Origin of the sequence: Pseudomonas sp. B21-040, assembly GCF_024748695.1 — a bacterium.
Lineage (GTDB): Bacteria > Pseudomonadota > Gammaproteobacteria > Pseudomonadales > Pseudomonadaceae > Aquipseudomonas.
This window is the reverse complement of record NZ_CP087176.1, coordinates 4,419,809-4,440,799: the sequence shown is the minus strand read 5'-3', so window position 1 is coordinate 4,440,799 and position 20,991 is coordinate 4,419,809. Positions and strand designations below refer to the sequence as shown.

Annotated in this window: 18 protein-coding genes; 7 read left to right on the top strand and 11 right to left on the bottom strand. The window is 59.1% G+C overall.

The annotated features are described in order from the left end of the window. The first annotated feature begins 35 nt into the window (after positions 1-35). From LOY55_RS20300 to LOY55_RS20290, 3 genes are all read left to right on the top strand, one after another. Positions 36-800 (top strand): enoyl-CoA hydratase-related protein, encoded by a 765-nt coding sequence (locus LOY55_RS20300; RefSeq protein ID WP_046032540.1) that lies wholly within the window; start codon positions 36-38, stop codon positions 798-800. Between the two features lie 122 nt (positions 801-922). Then, positions 923-2,008: a catalase family peroxidase gene (locus tag LOY55_RS20295; RefSeq protein ID WP_223522539.1), complete on the top strand. Its 1,086-nt coding sequence runs from the start codon at positions 923-925 to the stop codon at positions 2,006-2,008. Further along, positions 2,005-2,550: a cytochrome b gene (locus tag LOY55_RS20290; RefSeq protein ID WP_046032538.1), complete on the top strand. Its 546-nt coding sequence runs from the start codon at positions 2,005-2,007 to the stop codon at positions 2,548-2,550. Before LOY55_RS20295 ends, LOY55_RS20290 begins: the two co-directional genes overlap by 4 nt. A 181-nt stretch (positions 2,551-2,731) precedes the next feature. Here the strand turns inward: LOY55_RS20290 and LOY55_RS20285 are convergent, their stop codons facing one another. Together LOY55_RS20285 and LOY55_RS20280 are read right to left on the bottom strand one after the other, a co-directional pair. Continuing rightward, positions 2,732-3,883 (bottom strand): M14-type cytosolic carboxypeptidase, encoded by a 1,152-nt coding sequence (locus LOY55_RS20285; RefSeq protein WP_258666512.1) that lies wholly within the window; start codon positions 3,881-3,883, stop codon positions 2,732-2,734. Positions 3,884-4,369: 486 nt separating this feature from the next. Further along, positions 4,370-4,711 (bottom strand): DUF6124 family protein, encoded by a 342-nt coding sequence (locus LOY55_RS20280; RefSeq protein WP_046032536.1) that lies wholly within the window; start codon positions 4,709-4,711, stop codon positions 4,370-4,372. A 129-nt stretch (positions 4,712-4,840) separates the two neighbouring features. On the opposite strand from LOY55_RS20280, the gene LOY55_RS20275 reads away from it, so the two are divergent. Next, positions 4,841-5,482: a LexA family transcriptional regulator gene (locus tag LOY55_RS20275; RefSeq protein ID WP_046032535.1), complete on the top strand. Its 642-nt coding sequence runs from the start codon at positions 4,841-4,843 to the stop codon at positions 5,480-5,482. Between the two features lie 39 nt (positions 5,483-5,521). Here LOY55_RS20275 and LOY55_RS20270 read toward each other — a convergent pair whose 3' ends face one another. The 4 genes from LOY55_RS20270 to LOY55_RS20255 are packed head-to-tail and all read right to left on the bottom strand — an operon-like array spanning position 5,522 to position 11,080. Further along, positions 5,522-7,471 carry an acetyl/propionyl/methylcrotonyl-CoA carboxylase subunit alpha gene (locus tag LOY55_RS20270; RefSeq protein ID WP_109786622.1) on the bottom strand — a complete coding sequence of 650 codons (1,950 nt, stop codon included), beginning with the start codon at positions 7,469-7,471 and terminating at the stop codon, positions 5,522-5,524. Next, positions 7,471-8,283, bottom strand: coding sequence for a gamma-carboxygeranoyl-CoA hydratase (locus LOY55_RS20265; protein ID WP_046032533.1), 813 nt, complete (start codon positions 8,281-8,283; stop codon positions 7,471-7,473). The genes LOY55_RS20270 and LOY55_RS20265 overlap by 1 nt, the downstream gene beginning before the upstream one ends. Positions 8,284-8,296: 13 nt before the next feature. Further along, positions 8,297-9,904, bottom strand: coding sequence for a carboxyl transferase domain-containing protein (locus tag LOY55_RS20260; protein ID WP_077431854.1), 1,608 nt, complete (start codon positions 9,902-9,904; stop codon positions 8,297-8,299). A gap of 12 nt (positions 9,905-9,916) precedes the next feature. Then, the gene (locus LOY55_RS20255; protein ID WP_046032531.1) at positions 9,917-11,080 is read right to left on the bottom strand and encodes an isovaleryl-CoA dehydrogenase; all 1,164 of its coding nucleotides are present in this window, start codon (positions 11,078-11,080) and stop codon (positions 9,917-9,919) included. A 204-nt stretch (positions 11,081-11,284) separates the two neighbouring features. On the opposite strand from LOY55_RS20255, the gene LOY55_RS20250 reads away from it, so the two are divergent. Continuing rightward, entirely contained in the window at positions 11,285-12,982 is a 1,698-nt protein-coding gene (locus LOY55_RS20250) for an AMP-binding protein (RefSeq protein WP_223522540.1), read from the top strand. A 607-nt stretch (positions 12,983-13,589) separates the two neighbouring features. On the opposite strand, the gene LOY55_RS20245 is transcribed toward LOY55_RS20250, so the two are convergent. The 3 genes from LOY55_RS20245 to LOY55_RS20235 all read right to left on the bottom strand — a co-directional run bounded on the left by LOY55_RS20245 (position 13,590) and on the right by LOY55_RS20235 (position 16,116). Beyond that, positions 13,590-14,489, bottom strand: coding sequence for a hydroxymethylglutaryl-CoA lyase (locus LOY55_RS20245; RefSeq protein ID WP_109786620.1), 900 nt, complete (start codon positions 14,487-14,489; stop codon positions 13,590-13,592). Between the two features lie 129 nt (positions 14,490-14,618). Further along, positions 14,619-15,017: a MerR family DNA-binding transcriptional regulator gene (locus tag LOY55_RS20240; RefSeq protein WP_046032528.1), complete on the bottom strand. Its 399-nt coding sequence runs from the start codon at positions 15,015-15,017 to the stop codon at positions 14,619-14,621. 169 nt (positions 15,018-15,186) lie between these two features. Next, positions 15,187-16,116, bottom strand: a complete 930-nt coding sequence (locus LOY55_RS20235) for a LysR family transcriptional regulator (protein WP_109786619.1) — start codon at positions 16,114-16,116, stop codon at positions 15,187-15,189. Between the two features lie 178 nt (positions 16,117-16,294). On the opposite strand from LOY55_RS20235, the gene LOY55_RS20230 reads away from it, so the two are divergent. Further along, positions 16,295-17,524, top strand: coding sequence for an acyl-CoA dehydrogenase (locus LOY55_RS20230; RefSeq protein ID WP_046032526.1), 1,230 nt, complete (start codon positions 16,295-16,297; stop codon positions 17,522-17,524). Between the two features lie 119 nt (positions 17,525-17,643). Here LOY55_RS20230 and LOY55_RS20225 read toward each other — a convergent pair whose 3' ends face one another. Both LOY55_RS20225 and xthA read right to left on the bottom strand, forming a co-directional pair. Beyond that, entirely contained in the window at positions 17,644-18,984 is a 1,341-nt protein-coding gene (locus LOY55_RS20225; protein WP_223522541.1) for a substrate-binding domain-containing protein, read from the bottom strand. Between the two features lie 190 nt (positions 18,985-19,174). After that, a complete protein-coding gene (gene xthA, locus LOY55_RS20220; protein ID WP_223522542.1) occupies positions 19,175-19,987 on the bottom strand; it encodes an exodeoxyribonuclease III in 813 nt (270 codons plus the stop codon). A gap of 309 nt (positions 19,988-20,296) precedes the next feature. Between xthA and LOY55_RS20215 the strand changes: the two genes are divergently transcribed. Next, complete coding sequence (locus tag LOY55_RS20215; RefSeq protein ID WP_046032523.1) at positions 20,297-20,947, top strand: N-acetyltransferase; 651 nt, start codon at positions 20,297-20,299, stop codon at positions 20,945-20,947. Positions 20,948-20,991: the final 44 nt, after the last annotated feature.

Sequence of the window (20,991 nt, the reverse complement as noted above, 5' to 3'; positions counted from 1 at the left end):
TGCTCGCCATTCAACCATTATTCAACGAGGTCACCATGTACACATTGATCGAACGTCATGATCGAGTCGTATTGATTCGTCTCAACCGCCCGCAAGCCCGGAACGCCCTGAATGATGAACTCATGCGCGAATTGCTGGACATCCTGCAACGACTGGATCGGGACCCGCAGGTGGGGTGTTTCGTCCTGACGGGTACGGAGGATTTTTTCGCCGCTGGCGCCGATATCAAGGAAATGCAGCAAAAGTCATATCTGGACATGGTTCACGAGGATTACTTTGCCGGGTGGGAAGCCTTTGCCGCGTTACGTACCCCCAAACTGGCAGCCGTCGCCGGATATGCCTTTGGCGGCGGTTGTGAGTTAGCCATGATGTGCGACCTGATCTTTGCTGCCGACAACGCGCAATTTGCTCAACCGGAGATCAAACTGGGCGTGATGCCAGGCATCGGGGGCACCCAGCGTCTCACGCATCTGATCGGCAAATCCAAAGCCATGGACATGATTCTGACCGGACGTTCGATGTCTGCCCAGGAAGCCGAACGGGCGGGGTTGGTGTCGAGAGTGATTGCCGCCGCCGATCTGCTGGAGGAGTCCCTGGCAGCGGCGCAGACCATCGCCGGTTTTGCCAAGACCGCTACCATGGCGGCGCGCGAAGCGGTTGATCGTGCGCTGGAGTCTGGATTGCGCGAAGGTCTGCTGTACGAGCGAAGGGCGTTCCATGGGTTGTTTTCCACCCCTGGGCAACAAGAAGGCATGCAGGCTTTTCTCGATAAACGTGAGGCGCGTTTTAACCCCGTGTAACGGGCCTCTGGTATTCGTCGCTCGCGGTGATTTGAAAGAAACTACAGTTCAGGGGGAATAATCCTACGTGACGTTCGTCTCATAGGTCCTTCCCCCTATGGCCGATGGCCCTGGAGTCTTTCATGGTTGATCGCTCAACACCGCCCACACGGCCACCGCTGAGTGGCGCAAGCCTGACACTGCGTTTGACCGGCATCGCCGTGGTGGTCGCCGCGTTGGCCGGGGCCTTTGCCTACGTCAACGGCACCTTTGACCCACAGCGTCTGACACCCAAAAAACTGATCAATGTGCTGGAAACCAACAACGGTGTGCACCCTGGATTCCGTCGTAACCATGCCAAAGGTGTGTGCGTGATCGGTCATTTTGAAAGCACCGCCGAGGCGCGCCCCTTTTCCAGCGCCCAAGTGTTCAGCGAGGCTCAGACCCCGGTGGTCGGGCGGTTCGCGTTGCCTGCCGGCAATCCTTACGCACCGGACAGCGCCGTGCCGATTCGTAGCCTGGCGTTGCGTTTCACTCAGGCCAACGGTCAGCAGTGGCGCACCGGCATGAACAGCATGCCGGTATTCCCGGTGGGCAGCCCTGAGGCGTTCTACCAACTGCAGCAAGCCCAGTCGCCGGATCCCGCCACCGGCAAACCCAACCCTGCGGCGGTTCCGGCGTTTTTCGGCTCCCACCCGGAAGCGGTGCCGTTCCTGGCCTGGATCAAAACCGCCAAGCCGTCGGCCAGTTATGCGACAGAGTCGTACAACAGCGTCAACGCGTTTTACCTGGTGAATGCTGCCGGTCAACGCCAGGCAGTGCGCTGGAACATGGTGCCGGTGGCTCAGGATGTGGCGGGTGCCGCCGCGCCTGAGGGCAGTGATTTTCTTGAGAAAGACCTGGTTCAGCGCTTGTCGGCCGGGCCGTTGCGTTGGCAGTTGAAGATCACGCTGGCGAACCCGGAAGACCCGGTCAACGACGCCAGCAAGGCCTGGCCCGACGGTCGTAAAGTACTGAACGCCGGTACCTTGGTGCTGGAGCGCACTCAGCCACAGCTCAATGGCGAGTGCCGCGACATCAACTACGATCCGCTCGTGCTGCCCAGCGGTATCGAAGGTTCCGATGACCCGTTGCTCGCTGCTCGTTCAGCCGGTTACGCCAGTTCCTACTTGCGTCGCACCAGTGAAGTCAGTCAGTTGCCCGCCGCTAAACAGGAGGCTCGACAATGAGCGCTCAACCGAACCATTTCGCGCCATTGGCGCGGCTGCTGCATTGGCTGATGGCTCTGATGATTATTGCGATGCTGTTTATCGGTGCGGGAATGGTGGCCTCGGTGTCCGAGCGCCATGAGTGGTTGATTCATCTGCACAAGCCGTTGGGCATTGCGATATTGCTGCTGGTGATCGTGCGTGTGTTCGTGCGCTTTTCCACGCAACAGCCACCCTTGCCAGAAGACCTGCCGGGGTGGCAGGTGCTGGCGGCCAAGGCTTCGCACCTTTTGCTGTACGCATTGATGTTTGTGTTGCCGTTGCTCGGTTGGGCAATGATTTCGGCAGCGGGCGACCCGGTGATGCTAAGCCATTCAATCCAGCTTCCGTCGATCCTGCCGGCCAATGCTCAGGTGTTCGCGTTCCTGCGCAAGGCGCATGGGTACTTGGCGTACCTGCTGTTTTTGACCGTGTTGCTGCACTTGGCGGCGGCGTTGTTTCACGGTTGGGTGCGGCGTGATGACGTGCTGGACAGCATGTTGCGGGGTAAGGATCGCGGGTAATCCCTGTAGCAGCTGGCGTAGCCTGCGTTCGGCTTATGTAGCAGCTGCCGAAGGCTGCGTTCGGCTGCGAAGCAGTCGTCATCAAAAACACCGCGGTTGATCTGAAACACCGCGGTGTTGGTTTTTACGACTGCTTCGCAGCCGAACGCAGGCTACGCCAGCTGCTACATGAGCCGGGTAATCAGCGCAGGGTGTCGATCATGTCGGCGACGGTGGTCAACACGTCTTTACCCAATTGCTTCGAGCGTTTTCCGGACCAGCCAGTGAGCGCATTCGGCGAATCGTTGTTGTCCTTGAACGGCATTTCCAGGGTCAAGGACAGGCAATCGAATTTCTGACCGACGCTGTTGCAGGCCAAGGTCATGTTGGCTTTACCCGGCTCATCACGGGTGTAGCCATGCTTGGTCTGGAAGTCCTTGGTCAGGTGTTTCAGATGGCTGCGGAAATGCTCTTCGAGTTTTTCGATTCGCGGCGTGTATCCAGGGTTGCCTTCACAGGCAGCGGTGAACACGTAGGGGATTTCTTCATCGCCGTGAATGTCGAGGAACAGGTCGACGCCATACTTTTCCATCTGCTGCTGAACGAACAGCACTTCCGGGCTGGTTTCCTGACTGGCGCTCTGCCAGGCACGGTTCAGGTCCTGCCCCATGGCGTTGGTGCGCAGATGACCATGGAAGGCGCCGTCCGGGTTCATGTTCGGCACCAGGTACAGGTCGGCGCTGGCCAGCAGTTTGTTCAATACCGGGTCATCGTGTTTTTCCAGGCGTTCGATGACGCCCTCCATGAACCATTCGGCCATGTGTTCGCCGGGGTGTTGCTGAGCGATCATCCAGACTTTGCGCCGGCCTTCGGCACCCGTGCCTTTACGCAGCAATTGAATGTCACGCCCTTCGACGCTCTTGCCGGTGGCCAACAGTTCGGTGCCAGCTTTGGTCAATGCCTGTTCGATCAACCAGTCGTGACGGCCACGGCTATAGGGTTCGAAGTAGGCGAACCAGGCGTGGGTCGCGGTGGCTTCGAGGCTGAAGCGCAGGCAGTCGCCTTCGAAGATGGTGGGTACGCGGAACCAGTTGACGTGGTCGTAGGACGCAACGGCCTGATAGCCGTGCCAAGCCTTGTTATAGGAGGACTTGCTGGCGTTGTTCAGGCGAAACCAGTGCTCCTGACCGACGTGAAGACCGCTGGCCTTGAAGTGGAACCATTGAAAGTGTTGGCTGCGGGTGTCGGGTTTGATGGCCAGCAATGCTTGAAGCGGATTGCTGATATCCAGCACTTCAATGTTGCCACTGTCGAAGTTTGCACTGATGTCGAAGGAAGATTTAGCCACGGTCATAATCGATATCCAGAATATGATTTTATGGCGGCTACTTTACACGCAAGACAGGGGGGAAACCGAGGGAAATTGCGGGGTGCAGAGGGGGGCGTCCTCCTTGACGCCGACGCAGCTTAGAGATTGTGCGATTGATTCTCAAGTGCTATTTTTACATTGGTTTGGCCCAATGATGCCGGGCTTCTCTTGCCAACCGATATTCTTTTGATATTATCCGCGCCATCGAATTTGCAGCACCCAAAGACTTCATTAGCCTGAAGGTAAAAGCCAGAATAACTGGCAAAAAAAAGACCCGGCAAAAAGCCGGGTCAAAAACCGTGATTAGCCTGATGAGGAGATAGTCCAGAAGACCGACCTAAGGTCATTTGGACAATCGACTGATCTCGCGACCAGCTGCATGCAATAATAATCATTCTCGTTTGCAAGTCAAATGAATTTATCTGCACGATGGGAAAATTCTTTCCCGTCTTCCCCAGAAGTACCTTCGCTTCACACGTTCTGATGCGCTTGCAATGACCGATCGATCATCGCCTTGGCCATGTCGATCATGTGCACCGTCGAAAACGCCAGGTCGCGGCTTGCACCGTGCAGGTTACTGGCGGACTCGTGTGCAGTCGCCGCAGCGCATCGCAACAAATCCGAGGCATGAACCAGTGCTTCTTCAGCACTGATACCCGGGTTCACATCAAAGAAACGCTCGACCGTCGCGGCTTCGGACACAGTTGGTTTCAAGTAGTAATCCAATGCTCGTTGCGCGGCAGCACTGCCTTTTGGCGAGGTCAGGGTGGTATCGATTTGCATGTCTGGCAGGTCGTTGCTGGGTAACGTCATGACGATGGCAAGCTCCGTGATAGATTCAGATCCGTGAATCCATCCTAGTACGAACTGTATTTGTGACAGGGATTTAAATACTACAATTTGTGTTTTGTTGGTCGGAGTACCCCACGTATCGTGCCGCACATGGATAAATGGATTGAGTTGGTCAAAGCCAAGATGAGTGAGCTCAAAGTCACTCAAGAGGTACTCGCCGACCGCCTCGGGATGTCCCAGGGTGGCGTGGGTCACTGGCTGAATAAACGCCGTTCGCCGAGCATCGAAGACATGAATCGTGTCTTGCGCGCGCTCGGGATGGATTTTCTGGAAGTGGCGATGGTGATTCGCGAGGTCTTGCAGGATGACGAGCCTTGCCTGACACACAAGTACAACCCGTACTTCCGCTACCCGGTCAGTGACTGGCGGGAGCCCGCGCAAGTGCGTGACGGTGAGTTATCGGTCTACGGCAAGCCGCGTTTCGAGCTGACCGATTACCACGCGCAGGGTGCTGCGTTTTGGCTGGAGGTGGTGGGCGATGCGATGACTGCGCCGACGGGCATAAGTATCGCCGAGGGCATGATGATTCTGGTCGATCCGGCCATTGTGCCGGAGCCCGGAAAACTGGTGATCGCGCAGTGGTCGGACAGCACCGAGGCGACCTTTCGCAAACTGATCGAAGAGGGCGGGCAGCGTTACCTGGTCCCGCTCAATCCGACGTATCCGAAAGCCCTTTTCACCGAGGAGTGTCGAATACTCGGCGTAGTGGTTCAGGCAACGGCCAAATTCTAATCAGATCGGTCCTCGCAAAACGTAGGACCGATCTTCATTTCACGCTTCTTCCAGTTCGACCAACGCACTGCCTTCGCTGACCATTTCGCCTTCCTGGCAATACAAGGCCTTGATCACACCCGCGTGGGGCGCACGAATGCTGTGCTCCATTTTCATTGCTTCCAACACCACCAATTGCGCCCCGGCTTCGACCGTTTGCCCGGCCTCCACCAGGACTCGCACGATGCTGCCGTTCATCGGGGCCGTGAGACCGCCCTGATGGCTGTGGCTGGCTTCGACGGCGCTGATCGGGTCGTAGGACTCGATACGGCGCAGTTCACCTTCCCATTGCAGATAGACAGAGTCGCCACGACGGAGGGTCCGATGCTGGCGGCGCACGCCGTTGTGCTCGGTCAGCAATTGCTCACCTTTGAGTTGCGCCGTGCAGATGTCGCCTAGGGTCAACGCCCGGTCCTGGTTTTCGCAGCTCAGGTGCAGGGTGATTTCCTTCGGCAATCCGGCACGGAAACCATTACTGATCCCCCACGGCGAACTCACGTCATCAGCGCGCGGTGAAGCTGGCTGACTCTGGGCAACCGCCTGCGCAGCGGCTTGCCAGAACGCGTCATCGAGGTCCGAGGGCGCTGGCAACAATTGCTCCTGAAAACGCGGGATAAACCCGGTGTCCAGCTCTGCCGCCGCAAACGCAGGGTGCGCGATGATCCGGCGCAGGAAGTTGATATTGGTCTTGAGCCCGCCAATCGCAAACTCATCGAGCATGCTCAGCAAGCGCAGACGCGCCTGTTCGCGGTCCTCGCCCCAGGCAATCAGCTTGCCCAGCATCGGGTCGTAGAATGGCGAAATTTCATCGCCTTCCTCGACACCGCTATCAACCCGACGTCCCGGGCCTGCGGCGGATTCGCGATACAGGTCCAGGCGGCCGGTGGCCGGCAGGAAGTCATTGGCCGGGTCCTCGGCGTACAGCCGCACTTCAATCGCGTGACCGATCAGCGGAACCTCGGCCTGGGACATCGGCAGCGCTTCGCCACGAGCCACACGAATCTGCCAGGCCACGAGATCGAGCCCCGTGATGGCTTCGGTGACCGGGTGTTCCACCTGCAGGCGCGTGTTCATCTCCATAAAGAAGAACTCACCGCGCGAATCCAGCAGAAACTCCACGGTGCCGGCGCCGACATAACCGATGGCTTGCGCCGAACGCACAGCCGCCTCGCCCATGGCACGACGCAGTTCCGGGCTCAAGCCTGGCGCGGGGGCTTCCTCGACGACTTTCTGGTGCCGGCGCTGAATCGAGCAATCACGTTCATTCAGATACAGGCAGTTGCCATGCTGATCGGCGAAGACCTGGATTTCCACATGACGCGGTTTGAGGAGGTACTTCTCCACCAGCATCCGCGAATCGCCGAAGGACGATTTCGCTTCACGCTGTGCCGAGGCCAGGGCTTCGGCCAACTGGCTGACATCCTCGACCACTTTCATGCCTTTGCCGCCACCGCCGGCGGTGGCCTTGAGCAGCACCGGATAACCAATGCGTTCGCAGGCATCGCGGAAGGTGTCGAAGTCTTGCGCTTCGCCGTGATAGCCGGGGACCAACGGTACGCCGGCGGTTTCCATCAGCGCTTTGGCCGCGGATTTACTGCCCATGGCGTCGATGGCCGAGGCCGGTGGGCCGAGGAAAATCAGGCCTGCCTCTTCAATCGCGCGGGCGAACCCGGCGTTCTCCGACAAAAAGCCATAACCCGGATGAATCGCCTGAGCACCGCTGGCCTTGGCGGCAGCAATCAGTTTGTCGATTTGCAGGTAACTGTCGGCGGCTTTGCTGCCACCGAGGTCGACGCGGATATCCGCTTCGCGGCTGTGGCGCGCGTCACGGTCAGTGGCGCTGTGCACGGCCACGGTGGTCAGGCCCAGGGCTTTGGCGGTGCGCATCACGCGGCAGGCGATTTCGCCACGGTTGGCCACCAGCAGGGTGGTGAGAACAGGTGCGCTCATCAACGCGGCTCCTTCGTGGTGGGGGCTTGCCAGCTCGGCGGACGTTTTTGCAGAAAAGCGCGCAGGCCTTCCTGACCTTCAGGGCTGACGCGGATGCGGGCGATGGCATTTTCGGTGTAGCGGCGCAGTGCCGGAGTCAATTCGCCGTGACTGACTTCGCGCAGCAGATCCTTGCTGGCGCGCATGGCGGCCGGGCTGTTGAGTAGCAGGTTGTCGATCCACTGATCGACCTTTTGCTCCAGCTCAGTGGCCGGATAGCTCTCCGACAACAAGCCGATTTCCCGCGCCCGTTGCCCGCCGAAACGTTCGGCAGTCAGGGCATAACGGCGTGTCGCGCGTTCGCCAATGGCTTGCACCACGAACGGGCTGATGACCGCCGGCGCCAGGCCGATGCGCACTTCCGACAGGCAGAACTGCGCGTCATCGGCGCCAATGGCCATGTCGCAGCAACTGATCAGGCCCAGTGCACCGCCGAATGCCGCGCCTTGCACCACGGCCACTGTCGGGATTTTCAACTTGGCGAGGTTGTACATCAATTCCGCCAGTTCCCGGGCGTCGTCGAGGTTGGTGTTGTAATCGAGCTCGGCCGACTGCTGCATCCACGCCAGGTCTGCGCCGGCGCTGAAATGCTTGCCGCGCCCGCGCACCAGCAAAAAGCGCAGGCTGGTGTCGCTGGCCACGGTATCCAGCGCGAGGATCAGTTCGCGGATCATTTCAGCGTTGAACGCGTTGTTCTTTTCTTCGCGGCTGAGCCACAGGGTGGCGAAACCCCGTGGGTCGGTCAGCAGTTCGAGGGTATTGAAGTCGCTCATGGTTTTCTCCCGATCACATCCGGAACACGCCGAAGCGGCTCGGTTCGATAGGCGCGTTCAACGACGCGGACAAGGCCAGGGCCAGCACATCGCGGGTCTGCGCCGGGTCGATGACACCGTCGTCCCACAGCCGTGCGCTGGAGTAGTAGGGGTGACCCTGTTCTTCATATTGATCGAGGATTGGTTGCTTGATCTCGGCTTCCTGCTCGGCGCTGAAACCATGGCCACTGCGCTCGGCCTGCTCGCGTTTGACCTGCACCAACACCCCGGCGGCTTGCTCGGCGCCCATCACGCCGATGCGAGCGTTCGGCCACATCCACAGGAAGCGCGGGTCGTAGGCTCGCCCGCACATGCCGTAGTTGCCGGCACCAAAACTGCCGCCAATGATCACGGTGAATTTCGGCACTTTGGCGCACGCCACAGCGGTCACCAGTTTCGCGCCATGCTTGGCGATGCCACCGGCCTCGTATTTCTGGCCGACCATGAACCCGGTAATGTTTTGCAGGAACAGCAACGGAATGCCGCGCTGACAGGCCAGTTCGATGAAGTGCGCGCCTTTCTGCGCGGCTTCGGCGAACAGGATGCCGTTGTTGGCGAGAATCGCGATCGGGTAACCGTGCAAGTGGGCAAAGCCGCAGACCAGTGTGGTCCCGAACAGTGCCTTGAATTCGTCAAACACCGAACCGTCGACCAGGCGCGCAATGACTTCGCGTACATCGAACGGTTGCTTGGCGTCCGCCGACACCACGCCGTACAGCTCGTCGTTGCTGTACAGCGGAGCAATCGGCGCACGTTGTTGCAGTTCGCCGAGTTTGCGCCAGTTGAGGTTGGCGACACTGCGTCGGGCAATGGCCAGGGCGTGTTCATCGCTCTCGGCGTAGTGGTCGGCCACCCCGGAAATCTTGCAATGCACATCGGCCCCGCCAAGGTCTTCGGCGCTGACCACTTCACCGGTCGCGGCTTTCACCAGCGGTGGGCCGGCGAGGAAAATCGTCGCCTGCTGACGAACCATGATCGCTTCGTCAGCCATCGCTGGCACATACGCGCCACCGGCGGTGCAGGAGCCCATGACCACCGCAATTTGCGGAATGCCCATGGCGCTCATGTTGGCCTGGTTGAAGAAGATTCGTCCGAAGTGCTCGCGATCCGGGAACACTTCATCCTGGCGCGGCAAATTGGCGCCGCCAGAGTCCACCAGATAGATGCACGGCAGGCGATTCTGCTGGGCGATGGTTTGGGCGCGCAGGTGTTTTTTCACGGTCAGCGGGTAGTAAGAGCCGCCTTTCACCGTGGCATCGTTGGCGACGATCATGCACTCGACGCCTTCCACGCGGCCGATCCCGGCGATCACGCCAGCGGCTGGAACGTCTTCACCGTACACCTCGTAGGCCGCCAGCTGGCTGATCTCAAGAAACGGCGAGCCCGGATCGAGCAGGCGGTTGATCCGCTCGCGGGGCAGCAACTTGCCTCGCGAAGTGTGGCGTTCTTGTGCCTTCGGGCCGCCACCTTGCTGCACTTGGGCGAGCAGGGTGTGCAGGGCGTCGACCTGTTTGAGCATCGCCGCGCTGTTGGCCGCGAATTCCGCCGAACGGGGGTTGAGCTGGGTATGCAGGATAGCCATGGACAGCTCCGTTTAGCGGGTTTCGTTGAACAGTTCGCGACCGATGAGCATGCGACGGATCTCACTGGTACCGGCGCCGATTTCGTACAGCTTGGCGTCACGCAGCAGACGACCTGCCGGGAATTCATTGATGTAACCGTTGCCGCCCAGAATCTGGATCGCGTCGAGGGCCATTTGCGTGGCGCGTTCGGCGCTGTAGAGGATCACACCGGCAGCGTCCTTGCGCGTGGTTTCGCCACGTTCGCAAGCCTGGGCCACGGCGTACAGATAGGCGCGACTGGCGTTGAGTTGGGTGTACATGTCGGCAACTTTGCCCTGGATCAGCTGGAATTCGCCGATGCTTTGGCCGAACTGCTTGCGGTCGTGGATGTACGGAACGATCAGGTCCATACAGGCCTGCATGATGCCGGTCGGGCCACCCGAAAGGACGACGCGTTCGTAGTCGAGGCCGCTCATCAATACTTTCACGCCGCCGTTGAGCACGCCGAGGATGTTTTCTTCCGGCACTTCGACGTCATCGAAAAACAGTTCGCAGGTGTTCGAGCCGCGCATGCCGAGCTTGTCGAACTTGTTGCTGCGGCTGAAGCCTTTCCAGTCGCGCTCGACGATGAACGCGGTGATGCCGTGCGGGCCTTTTTCCAGGTCGGTCTTGGCGTAGATCACGTAGGTGTTGGCGTCAGGACCGTTGGTGATCCAGGTCTTGCTGCCATTGAGCACGTACTTGTCGCCACGTTTGTCAGCGCGCAGTTTCATCGAGACCACGTCGGAACCGGCATTCGGCTCGCTCATGGCCAGGGCGCCGATGTGCTCGCCGCTGATCAGCTTCGGCAGGTACTTGGATTTTTGCTCGTGGTTGCCGTTGCGGTTGATCTGGTTGACGCAGAGGTTGGAGTGGGCGCCGTAGGACAAGGCGACCGACGCCGAGCCGCGGCTGATTTCTTCCATGATCACCACATGGGCCAGGTAACCCAGGCCAGCGCCGCCGTACTCCTCTGGCACGGTGACGCCGAGCAGGCCCATGTCGCCGAATTTGCGCCACAGGTCAGCGGGGAACAGGTTGTCGATGTCGATCTGAGCAGCGCGCGGGGCGATCTCTTTGGCGACGAAGGACTGAACCTGATCGCGCAACATGTCGATGGTTTCACCGAGGGCAAAATTCAGGGATGGGTAGCTCATGGGTCACCTTTTGGCTTTTTTGTAGGGTGGGGAGGGCAGTGATTCGGCTCTCACCTTTACGTTAACGTAAGCCTGTGACGAATGGCTGTCAATCACCCTTTACGTTAACGTCAACTTGAGCGAGAGTAGAGGCAGTTCTGAACGATCGGGGCTACTCATATGCCTCGGTCCAACAACCCACTAATAAAGACAATAGGGGTCGTCATGGATCAACCCAGTGCAAGCCCGCAGCGCAGCTATACCCGAGGTTCCCAAAACAAAGCCTTGCTGGCGATGACCATCGGCCAGGCATTCGATAACACCGTTGCGCAGTACCCGACCGGGGAGGCGCTGGTCGTGCGCCATCAGCAGTTGCGATACACCTGGCAGCAACTGGCCGACGTCGTAGACCTGCACGCCAGAGCGCTTCTGGCGCTGGGCCTGCAAGCGGGTGACCGTCTCGGCATTTGGGCACCGAACTGCGCCCAGTGGTGCATCACCCAATTCGCCACGGCGAAAATCGGCGTGATTCTGGTCAACATCAACCCGGCGTATCGCAGCTCCGAACTCGAATATGTGCTCAAGCAGTCGGGTTGCCAATGGCTGGTCTGCGCCGGCGCGTTCAAAACCTCCAACTATCACGGGATGCTGCAAGGCCTCGTTCCCGAACTGGCCGAGCAATCCATCGGAAAGTTGCACAGTGAACGCCTGCCCGACCTGCGCGGTGTCATCAGTCTGGATGCGCAGCCGCCTTCAGGTTTCCTGCCGTGGTCACAATTGGCCGATCTGGCCGCCAGCGTTTCGACTGAGCAGTTGCAAGAACGCCAGGACAGCCTGCATTTCGATCAGCCGGTGAACATCCAGTACACCTCCGGCACCACCGGGTTCCCGAAAGGCGCGACCCTCAGTCACTACAATATTCTCAACAACGGTTACATGGTCGGCGAAAGCCTGGGCCTGACCGCCAATGATCGCCTGGTGATCCCGGTGCCGCTGTATCACTGCTTCGGCATGGTCATGGGCAATCTCGGCTGCGTCACTCATGGCAGCACCATGATTTACCCGAGTGATGCCTTCGATCCGCTGCTGACCCTGACCACTGTCGCTGAAGAAAAAGCCACAGCGTTGTATGGCGTACCGACCATGTTCATCGCCATGCTCGATCAGCCCAGCCGGGCCGAATTTGACCTGTCGAGCCTGCGCACCGGGATCATGGCCGGTGCAACGTGCCCGATCGAGGTGATGCGCCGGGTCATCAACGAAATGCACATGAACGAAGTGCAGATTGCCTACGGCATGACGGAAACAAGCCCGGTGTCGTTGCAGACCGGTCCGTCAGACGAACTGGAGTTGCGCGTAACCACGGTCGGTCGCACCCAGCCGCAACTGGAAAGCAAAATCATCGACGAGGCCGGCAACCTCGTGCCGCGCGGCACCATTGGCGAACTGTGCACCCGTGGTTACAGCGTGATGCTCGGCTATTGGAACAACCCGCAAGGCACGGCGGAAGCCATTGATCAGGCCGGCTGGATGCATACCGGCGACCTGGCGAGCATGAACGACGAAGGCTATGTGTGCATTGCCGGACGCAACAAGGACATGATCATCCGTGGCGGTGAAAATGTTTACCCACGGGAGTTGGAAGAGTTCTTCTTCACCCACCCGGCGGTGGCTGACGTGCAGGTGATCGGCATCCCGTGCTCGCGTTATGGCGAAGAGATTGTCGCCTGGATCAAATTCCACCCTGGCCACAGCGCTACCGAGCAAGAGCTGCAAGCCTGGTGCAAGGATCGCATCGCGCACTTCAAGACGCCGCGTTACTTCAAATTCGTCGAGGAGTTTCCGATGACGGTGACTGGCAAGATCCAGAAATTCCGTATGCGTGAGATCAGTATCGAAGAATTGCGCGAGAACAAAGCCTGAGCATATTTCCCTGTGGGAGCAGGTGTGCTTCCACAGGGAAATTGGGGAAACACAAATGCCGGAAAGCACAAAGGGGAGCCGAAGCTCCCCTTTAATTTTGTCGTTGCGCGTGCTCTTTTTTTATTATTGAGGGGCGGTCTGTTTTTGTTTTTAGTGACCGTGACCCTTTACCGCTGTTTTTGTCGATCCCCATCCGGGATCAAGAGCAAACGTATTTTTTTGAGCGCTGATCTACTTTTTCGCTAAGCGATCCAACCAGTTCGGGAGCTACCTGAGGGTAGTTTTATTGTTCTCTGCCCGGTTGCGGGTTACTCCGAAAAGCACCCTGAAAAGCACACCTTCTCCAAAAAAATCTGTTAGCTGCGTCTCTGCCGTGTTGTTTTTGTTATGTCAGAGTCGTTACGTCTTATTTTTATTAGGTTTGCTGCTTTTTTTGTTCTTGTTATGCAGTAGTGATAGCAGAAGCCGTGCCAACTTTTAAAAACCCTTTAAAATCAATGCTTTGTGATTTTGTAAGGTTTTGCGCCTCAGGTAAAACCCTAGAATCTGTTTCCGTGTTACTCGCTTGCGCCCACCATTGAGACCGCGCGGTAACACCCAGACACACTCACTGTGCGCTGCGAGCCTTGGCCACGCGCGAACCGGTCACACGCCCCAACACCGTGCAAATCTGCTGACCGGCCAGAATCAATGCATCCAGATTGATACCCGTCTCGATTCCCAGGCCGTTGAGCAGGTAAACCACATCTTCAGTGGCAACGTTACCGCTGGCGCCCTTGGCGTACGGGCAGCCGCCGAGGCCGGCGATGGAACTGTCGAACACCGAGATACCTTCCAGCAGGCTGGCGTAGATGTTGGCCATGGCCTGGCCGTAGGTGTCGTGGAAGTGCCCGGCGAGTTTTTCGCGGGGCACGCTGGCCGAGACCACTTCGAACAGCTTGCGGGTGGCGCCAGCGGTGCCCGTGCCGATCGTGTCGCCCAATGACACTTCATAACAGCCCATCGCATAGAGCTCGCGCGCAACCAGGGCGACTTGCTCGGGGGCGACGTTACCTTCGTAAGGGCAGCCCAGCACGCAGGACACGTAACCGCGCACGCTCACGCCGTGTTGTTTGGCCGCCTCCATGATGGGCACGAAACGCTCCAGGCTTTCGCTGATCGAGCAGTTGATGTTGCGTTGGGAAAACGCCTCGGAGGCGGCGGCGAACACGGCCACCTCCTTTACACCCGCCGCCATTGCGTCTTCAAACCCGCGCAGGTTGGGGGCGAGCGCGCCGTAGGTGACGCCCGGCTTGCGCTGGATCTGCGCGAAGACCTCGGCGGAACCGGCCATTTGCGGCACCCACTTTGGCGAAACGAAACTGCCGACTTCTATATAGCCAAGGCCGGCGGCGGTCAGCGCGTCGACCAGTTGCACCTTGTCGGCAACGCTGATGGGCTGGGCTTCGTTTTGCAGACCGTCGCGTGGGCCGACTTCGACAATGCGTACGTGGGTAGGAAGGGACATGGCGTTGGACCTGTTGTAATTGTCTGAATGTTCACAGAACCCTGTAGGAGCCAAGCTTGCTCGCGATAGCGGTATGGCCTTCAACATCGATGTCGACTGACCTGACGCTTTCGCGAGCAAGCTCAGCTCCTACACGACCTGTTGGCTCTTGATCGTTTGCTCCAGCGCCTGGACGCAACGCTCCTGCGCGGTATCCAGTTCCAGCTTCATCTGTTCGATGTCGAGCATTTGCTGCTCCAGCTGTTCGCGGCGTTCGGCGATTTTGGTCAGCATGGTTTGCAGTTGTTTCTGATTGCCACCGGTCGGGTCGTATAGCTCGATCAGCTCGCGGCATTCGGCCAGCGAGAAGCCTATGCGCTTGCCTCGCAGGATCAGTTTCAGACTGACCTTGTCGCGGGGCGAATAGATGCGTTCCTGACCGCGACGTTCGGGGCTGAGCAGGCCTTGCTCTTCATAAAAGCGGATGGCCCGCGTGGTGATGTCGAGCTCGCGGGCGAGGTCGGAAATGCTATAGGTCTGGCTGCTCATGGAGGCGCTCGAAAAAGGTCATGGCGCTAAGCTAATGGCAGGTTGACGTTTACGTCAAGGGGCAGCGGTTTTCGCTGTCAATGCGGGCCTCTTCGCGGGCAAGCCTCGCTCCTACAGGATCTGAGCCGAACCTGTAGGAGCAAGGCTTGCCCGCGATGAACGATGATGCCTACGCCTTTTCGAGCTTCTTCTCATGCGCCGTCACCTGCTGGCACAACTCGATCATCTGCTCGCGCATCCAGCGGTTGGCCGGGTCCTGGTCGGTGCTTTCATGCCAGTAGAGGTGCGTTTCCACCGGTGGCACGTCGTTGACCGGCAGGCTGAAGGCGTGCAAGTCATTGCGACGGGCGAAGCGCTCCGGCACGGTCATGACCATGTCGGTCTGCTGTAACACTTGCGAAGCCATCAAATAGTGCTGGGACCGAAGCGCGATCTTGCGCTGGATGCCCATCTTCCCCAGAGCCAGATCGACATGGCCCAGACCGCTGCGGCGGCTGGATATGTGGATGTGGGTCAGCGACAGGTAATCATCCAGGGTGAATTTCTCTTTACCCGCCAGCGGATGCCCCTTGCGCATGGCGCACACGTAGCGGTCTTCCATCAACTTGACGTGACGCACCTGCGGGTCGGTGTTGAGCGGCGCATCCACCGCGAAGTCGAGACGCCCGGCCGCCAGTTCCTTGGTGGTCTCGCGGCGCTTGGACAGGAAGCTTTCGATGATCACTGTCGGGGCCAGACGGCGCAGGCGCTGGAACAGCGGCGGCAGGATCACTGCTTCAGTGAGGTCGGTCATGCTGATGCGGTAGGTCTTGACCGCCTGCAGCGGGTTGAATATGCGGCTTTCCTGCACCGATACGCGCAGTAGAGAGAGGGCGTTACGCACCGGCCCGATGATGTTCTGCGCCATCGGCGTCGGCACCATGCCTTGGGCGGTGCGTACAAACAACGGATCGTTGAAGGTCTCGCGCAGGCGAGCCAGAGCGTTCGAGACCGCTGGCTGAGTAATGCCGACAATCTGCCCGGCACGGGTCAGGTTGGCTTCGGTGTAGATCGCGTCGAAGACGATGAAAAGGTTGAGGTCGACCTTGCTCAGATTCATTGCGCTGCACTCTTATTGTTTGGGGCATTTCGTTGTGGCCGGAGGCCTTGGCGATCACCCGATCATATATCGGTGATGAATGTTAATACACGCCGAGAATAGGCTAGGTAAATTATCAGCGCTGTTCTAGCATCAATCGCATGACCTAAACAACCTCTGCCCAAGAAGGTAATTGCTCATGGATTTCGCTTATTCGCCCAAGGTGCAAGAACTGCGTGAGCGCGTGACCGCGTTCATGGACACTTACGTTTATCCCGCCGAAGCCGTGTTCGAGCGCCAGGTTGCCGAAGGTGATCGCTGGCAGCCGACCGCGATCATGGAAGAACTTAAACTCAAGGCCAAGGCTGAAGGTCTGTGGAATTTGTTTCTGCCTGAGTCCGAACTCGGTGCCGGCCTGACCAACCTCGAATACGCGCCATTGGCTGAAATCATGGGCCGCTCGTTGCTGGGGCCAGAGCCGTTCAACTGCTCGGCACCCGACACCGGCAACATGGAAGTGTTGGTGCGTTACGCCAACGAAGAACAGAAACAACGCTGGCTCGAACCACTGCTGCGCGGCGAGATCCGCTCGGCGTTCGCCATGACCGAGCCGGACGTCGCGTCCTCCGACGCCACCAACATGGCCGCCCGCGCTGTGCGTGATGGTGACGAGTGGGTCATCAACGGCAAAAAATGGTGGACCTCAGGTGCCTGCGATCCACGCTGCAAAATTCTGATTTTCATGGGCCTGAGTAACCCGGATGCACCGCGCCACGCGCAGCACTCGATGATTCTGGTGCCGGTGGATGCCCCGGGCGTGAAGATCGTGCGTCCGCTGCCTGTGTTCGGTTATGACGACGCGCCTCACGGCCACGCCGAAGTGCTGTTCGAAAACGTCCGCGTGCCGTATGAAAACGTCCTGTTGGGCGAAGGGCGCGGCTTCGAAATCGCTCAGGGCCGCCTTGGCCCAGGCCGGATTCACCACTGCATGCGTTCGATCGGCATGGCTGAACGGGCGCTGGAATTGATGTGCAAACGCTCGGTCAGCCGTACTGCGTTCGGTAAGCCGTTGGCACGCCTGGGCGGCAATATCGACAAGATTGCCGACTCGCGGATGGAAATCGACATGGCACGCCTGCTGACGTTAAAAGCGGCGTACATGATGGACACCGTGGGCAACAAGGTGGCGAAGAGCGAAATCGCGCAGATCAAGGTGGTTGCGCCAAACGTGGCATTGCGGGTTATCGACCGGGCGATCCAGATCCATGGCGGGGCCGGGGTGTCCAACGATTTCCCGCTGGCCTACATGTATGCGATGCAGCGCACCCTGCGCCTGGCCGACGGCCCGGACGAAGTACACCGCGCAGCCATTGGCAAGTTCGAGATCGGCAAGTACGTGCCTAAAGAGATGATGCGTAGCGGGCAGTAAGTTAGACCGCGTCATCGTTCATCGCGAGCAAGCTCGGCTCCCACAGGTACAGCGTGACCCCTGTGGGAGCCGAGCTTGCTCGCGATAGCGTCAGCCGATCCACCGTATCAGCATCTGACTCAATACACCCAAACCTCAACCCGCCGATTCTTGATCCGCCCCTCATCGCCGCTATTGGTCGCCACCGGCATTTCGGCGCCAAAACCGCGGATCTCGCGAAACACCACACCGCTTTTCACCAATTCCCGCCGCACGGCCATCGCCCGCAGCTTCGACAGCAGATCGGCACGCGCCGGGTCACTCTTGGCGTCACCAAACCCTACCAGCGTGACCTCGCGGTTGGTCTTGTCGTGCTGCTTTATATAGTCGAGCACCCGTGACAGGTCTTGCTGGGCCTTGTTGTCCAGCGTGGCACTGCCTTCTTCAAAGCGGAAATTCACCGACAGTCGCTGAGCATGGCGACTGAGCGCCTGGTAAGCCTCGGGCATCAGCGCGTTCGGCGTCACCGTGATGGCCTGGACGGTCTGAGCGATAAAACCGTTGGCCGCGACAATCGCCTGGCCTTTATTGCTTTGAGCGAACGTCGCCAAGGCCTCGGCCCAAGGGTTTTGGGCGTGGGGCGGCAGGTAAAAGAACAGCCGGCGCGACAGCGGATAGTCTTCCGTGGCGATCAGGCTATTGAGTGGCAGCATTGCCTGGGATTGGCCGTCGACGATGGCCACGGCTTTGGCCTGGCGCACATAAGGCAGGCCGATGAAACCGATGCCTTGCGGGTCCAGACTGACCGCGTCGGACAATTGCTCACTGGATTCGAAGCGTTTCGCAGCGCTGTTGAGCGTTTTTCCACGACGGCTGAGGACTAATTCCTTGAAGGTGTCGTAGGTGCCCGATTGGTCATCCCGCGCATACAAATGAATGGCGCCGCCTCTGCCGCCGAGTTCTTCCCAGGTTTTGACTTCGCCACTGAAAATTCGCGCCAGTTGTTCGGTATCGAGTTGGTTCAGCGGGTTTTGCGGGTGCAGGATGATGGCCAGCCCATCGATCGCGATGACTTGTTCGGCGTCGGGGCTTTTGAAGTCGCCCAAGGGTTCGAGGTCGACCCGTTCGCTGTCCTTGATCGGGCGCGAAGACGCGGCGAGGTCGGCGGACCTGTTTTTCAGCGCGGTGAAACCGGTGCTGGAACCGTGGGCCGCGACCTCCACCACGACGCGATGGCCTTGGGCCGTTTCGCCGACAACTTGCAGTTCGTTGGCTTTGTCCGGTGCTTCGCTGTGAACCTTGAGCAGGCCCTGTTCGCGCAGCATGCCTTCGACCAGCGCCGGACCCAAGGCCGCACCGATGGTGTTGGAACCCTGGATGCGCAGCACCGGGCCATTGGCGGTTGTCGGTAAATCACCGGCCGATGCCGTCAATGGCAGGCCGGCGCACAGCATCAACACAAACAAAACGCGCAGCGTCATGCCCGCACCTTAAAAAAACAAAGAAAGTGCGGGGACAATAAGTCAGCAAGGTTTCCGAAAGATGACAGTTAACTAATGTGGGAGCGAGCTTGCTCGCGATGACGGTGGCACTTCCAACATCTATGTTGGCTGAAAGTCCCCAATCGCGAGCAAGCTCGCTCCCACATTTTGATTTGTGTAAAGCCTGGGATCAGCTCAACTCAAGCCAGATCGGCGCGTGATCGGACGGTTTTTCCATCCCGCGCAGGTCGTAATCCACGCCGGCGTCCTTGATCCGTGGCAACAAGCCATGGGAGGCCATGATCAAGTCAATCCGCAGCCCGCGCTTGGGTTCATCTTCAAAGCCACGACTGCGGTAGTCGAACCAACTGAAACGATCGGCCACGTCCGGGTTGAGGTGACGGAAACTGTCCACCAGGCCCCAGTTTTTCAGGCGTGCCATCCATTCGCGCTCTTCCGGCAAGAAACTGCATTTGCCGGTTTTCAGCCAGCGTTTCATGTTGTCCGGGCCGATGCCGATGTCGCAGTCTTCCGGGGAAATATTCACGTCACCCATGACGACCACCGGCTGATCGTTGCTGAACTGGCTTTCCAGCAGTTGCTGCAGGTCGCTGTAGAAACGTTGCTTGGCCGGGAACTTGGTCGGGTGATCGCGGCTTTCGCCCTGTGGGAAATAGCCGTTCATGATCGTCACCGGCACGCCGTTGGCGTCGGCGAATGTGCCCCAGATGAAGCGGCGCTGAGCGTCTTCTTCATCGGTGGCAAAGCCTTTGTGCAGTGCCAGCGGTTCTTTGCGCGAGAGCAGGGCGACGCCGTAATGGCCTTTCTGCCCATGAAAGTACACGTGATAGCCCAGCGCCTGAACCTCGGCCAGGGGGAACTGGTCGTCGTGAACCTTGGTTTCCTGCAAGCCGATGACGTCTGGCTGATGTTTTTCAATCAGCGCCGCCAGCTGATGCGGGCGAGCACGCAGCCCGTTGATGTTGAAGGAGACGATCTTCATGGTCGGCAGTCCTGGCAAAAGGGCGATGCTAGCTGACATGTAGGAATCGGGCCAGCGTGGGGTGAGGGGATTCGTGTCCGGAGGTAGGTCTTTCATCGCCAATGCGGGCCTCATCGCGAGCAGGCTCACTCCTACAGTCCGAGTCTGGTCTATACCTTTGTGGGAGCCGAGCTTGTTCCGGGCGGCGTTCCGACGATGGCGTCATCACAGTCAACACTGATATCGATCAGTAGGGAACTGTGTCAGCACCGATAGGCTCGTACCAAGAAGAGCACAGCCATTTGAGCTGTACCGGGGAGATTAACCGTTATGCCTGAAACCTCTACCGCCCTTGCCGATATCCACATGCTCGACAGCGGCTATGCCCACGAAGCGCGCTCCCTGCTTTACCACGCTTACCGCCACGAACCGACCTTCGGTTACCTGTTCGAGGCCGAACGCCCCGGTTATGAACATCGCGTGCGGGCGACCGTGCGTGAGCTGGTCAAACAGCACTTTGTCCAGGAGTTGCCGGCCATTGGCTTGCTGGTCAACGACCGTTTGATTGGCATCGCGCTGATCGCGCCCCCACAACGACGCCTGGGCATCACCGAAAGTTGGGCCTGGCGTTTACGCATGGTGCTCAGTGCCGGTTTTCGTTGCACCCGCCGCTACCTCGACTACCACGCCGCCGTCGCGGCCTGTCTGCCCACGGACTCGGTCCATGTGTTGCCGCTGCTGGGCATTCACCCGCAATTTCAGGGCAAACATTTTGGCGAGCAACTGCTGCAAGCGGTGCATAACTGGTGCGCCGTCGATGAAACCTCCGAGGGTGTGATCCTCGACACCGGGAATCCTCGCTACCTGGAGTTCTATAAACGTCAGGGTTACGAGGAAATCGGCGAGGTCGCTGTAGGCCCCATCCGCGAGCACGTTTTTTTCCATGCCAATCCGCAGGTTTTGCACACCGCGACGGCATAAACAGTAGAACTTTAACGCCTCCCCACGCTCTATCACGCTCCCAA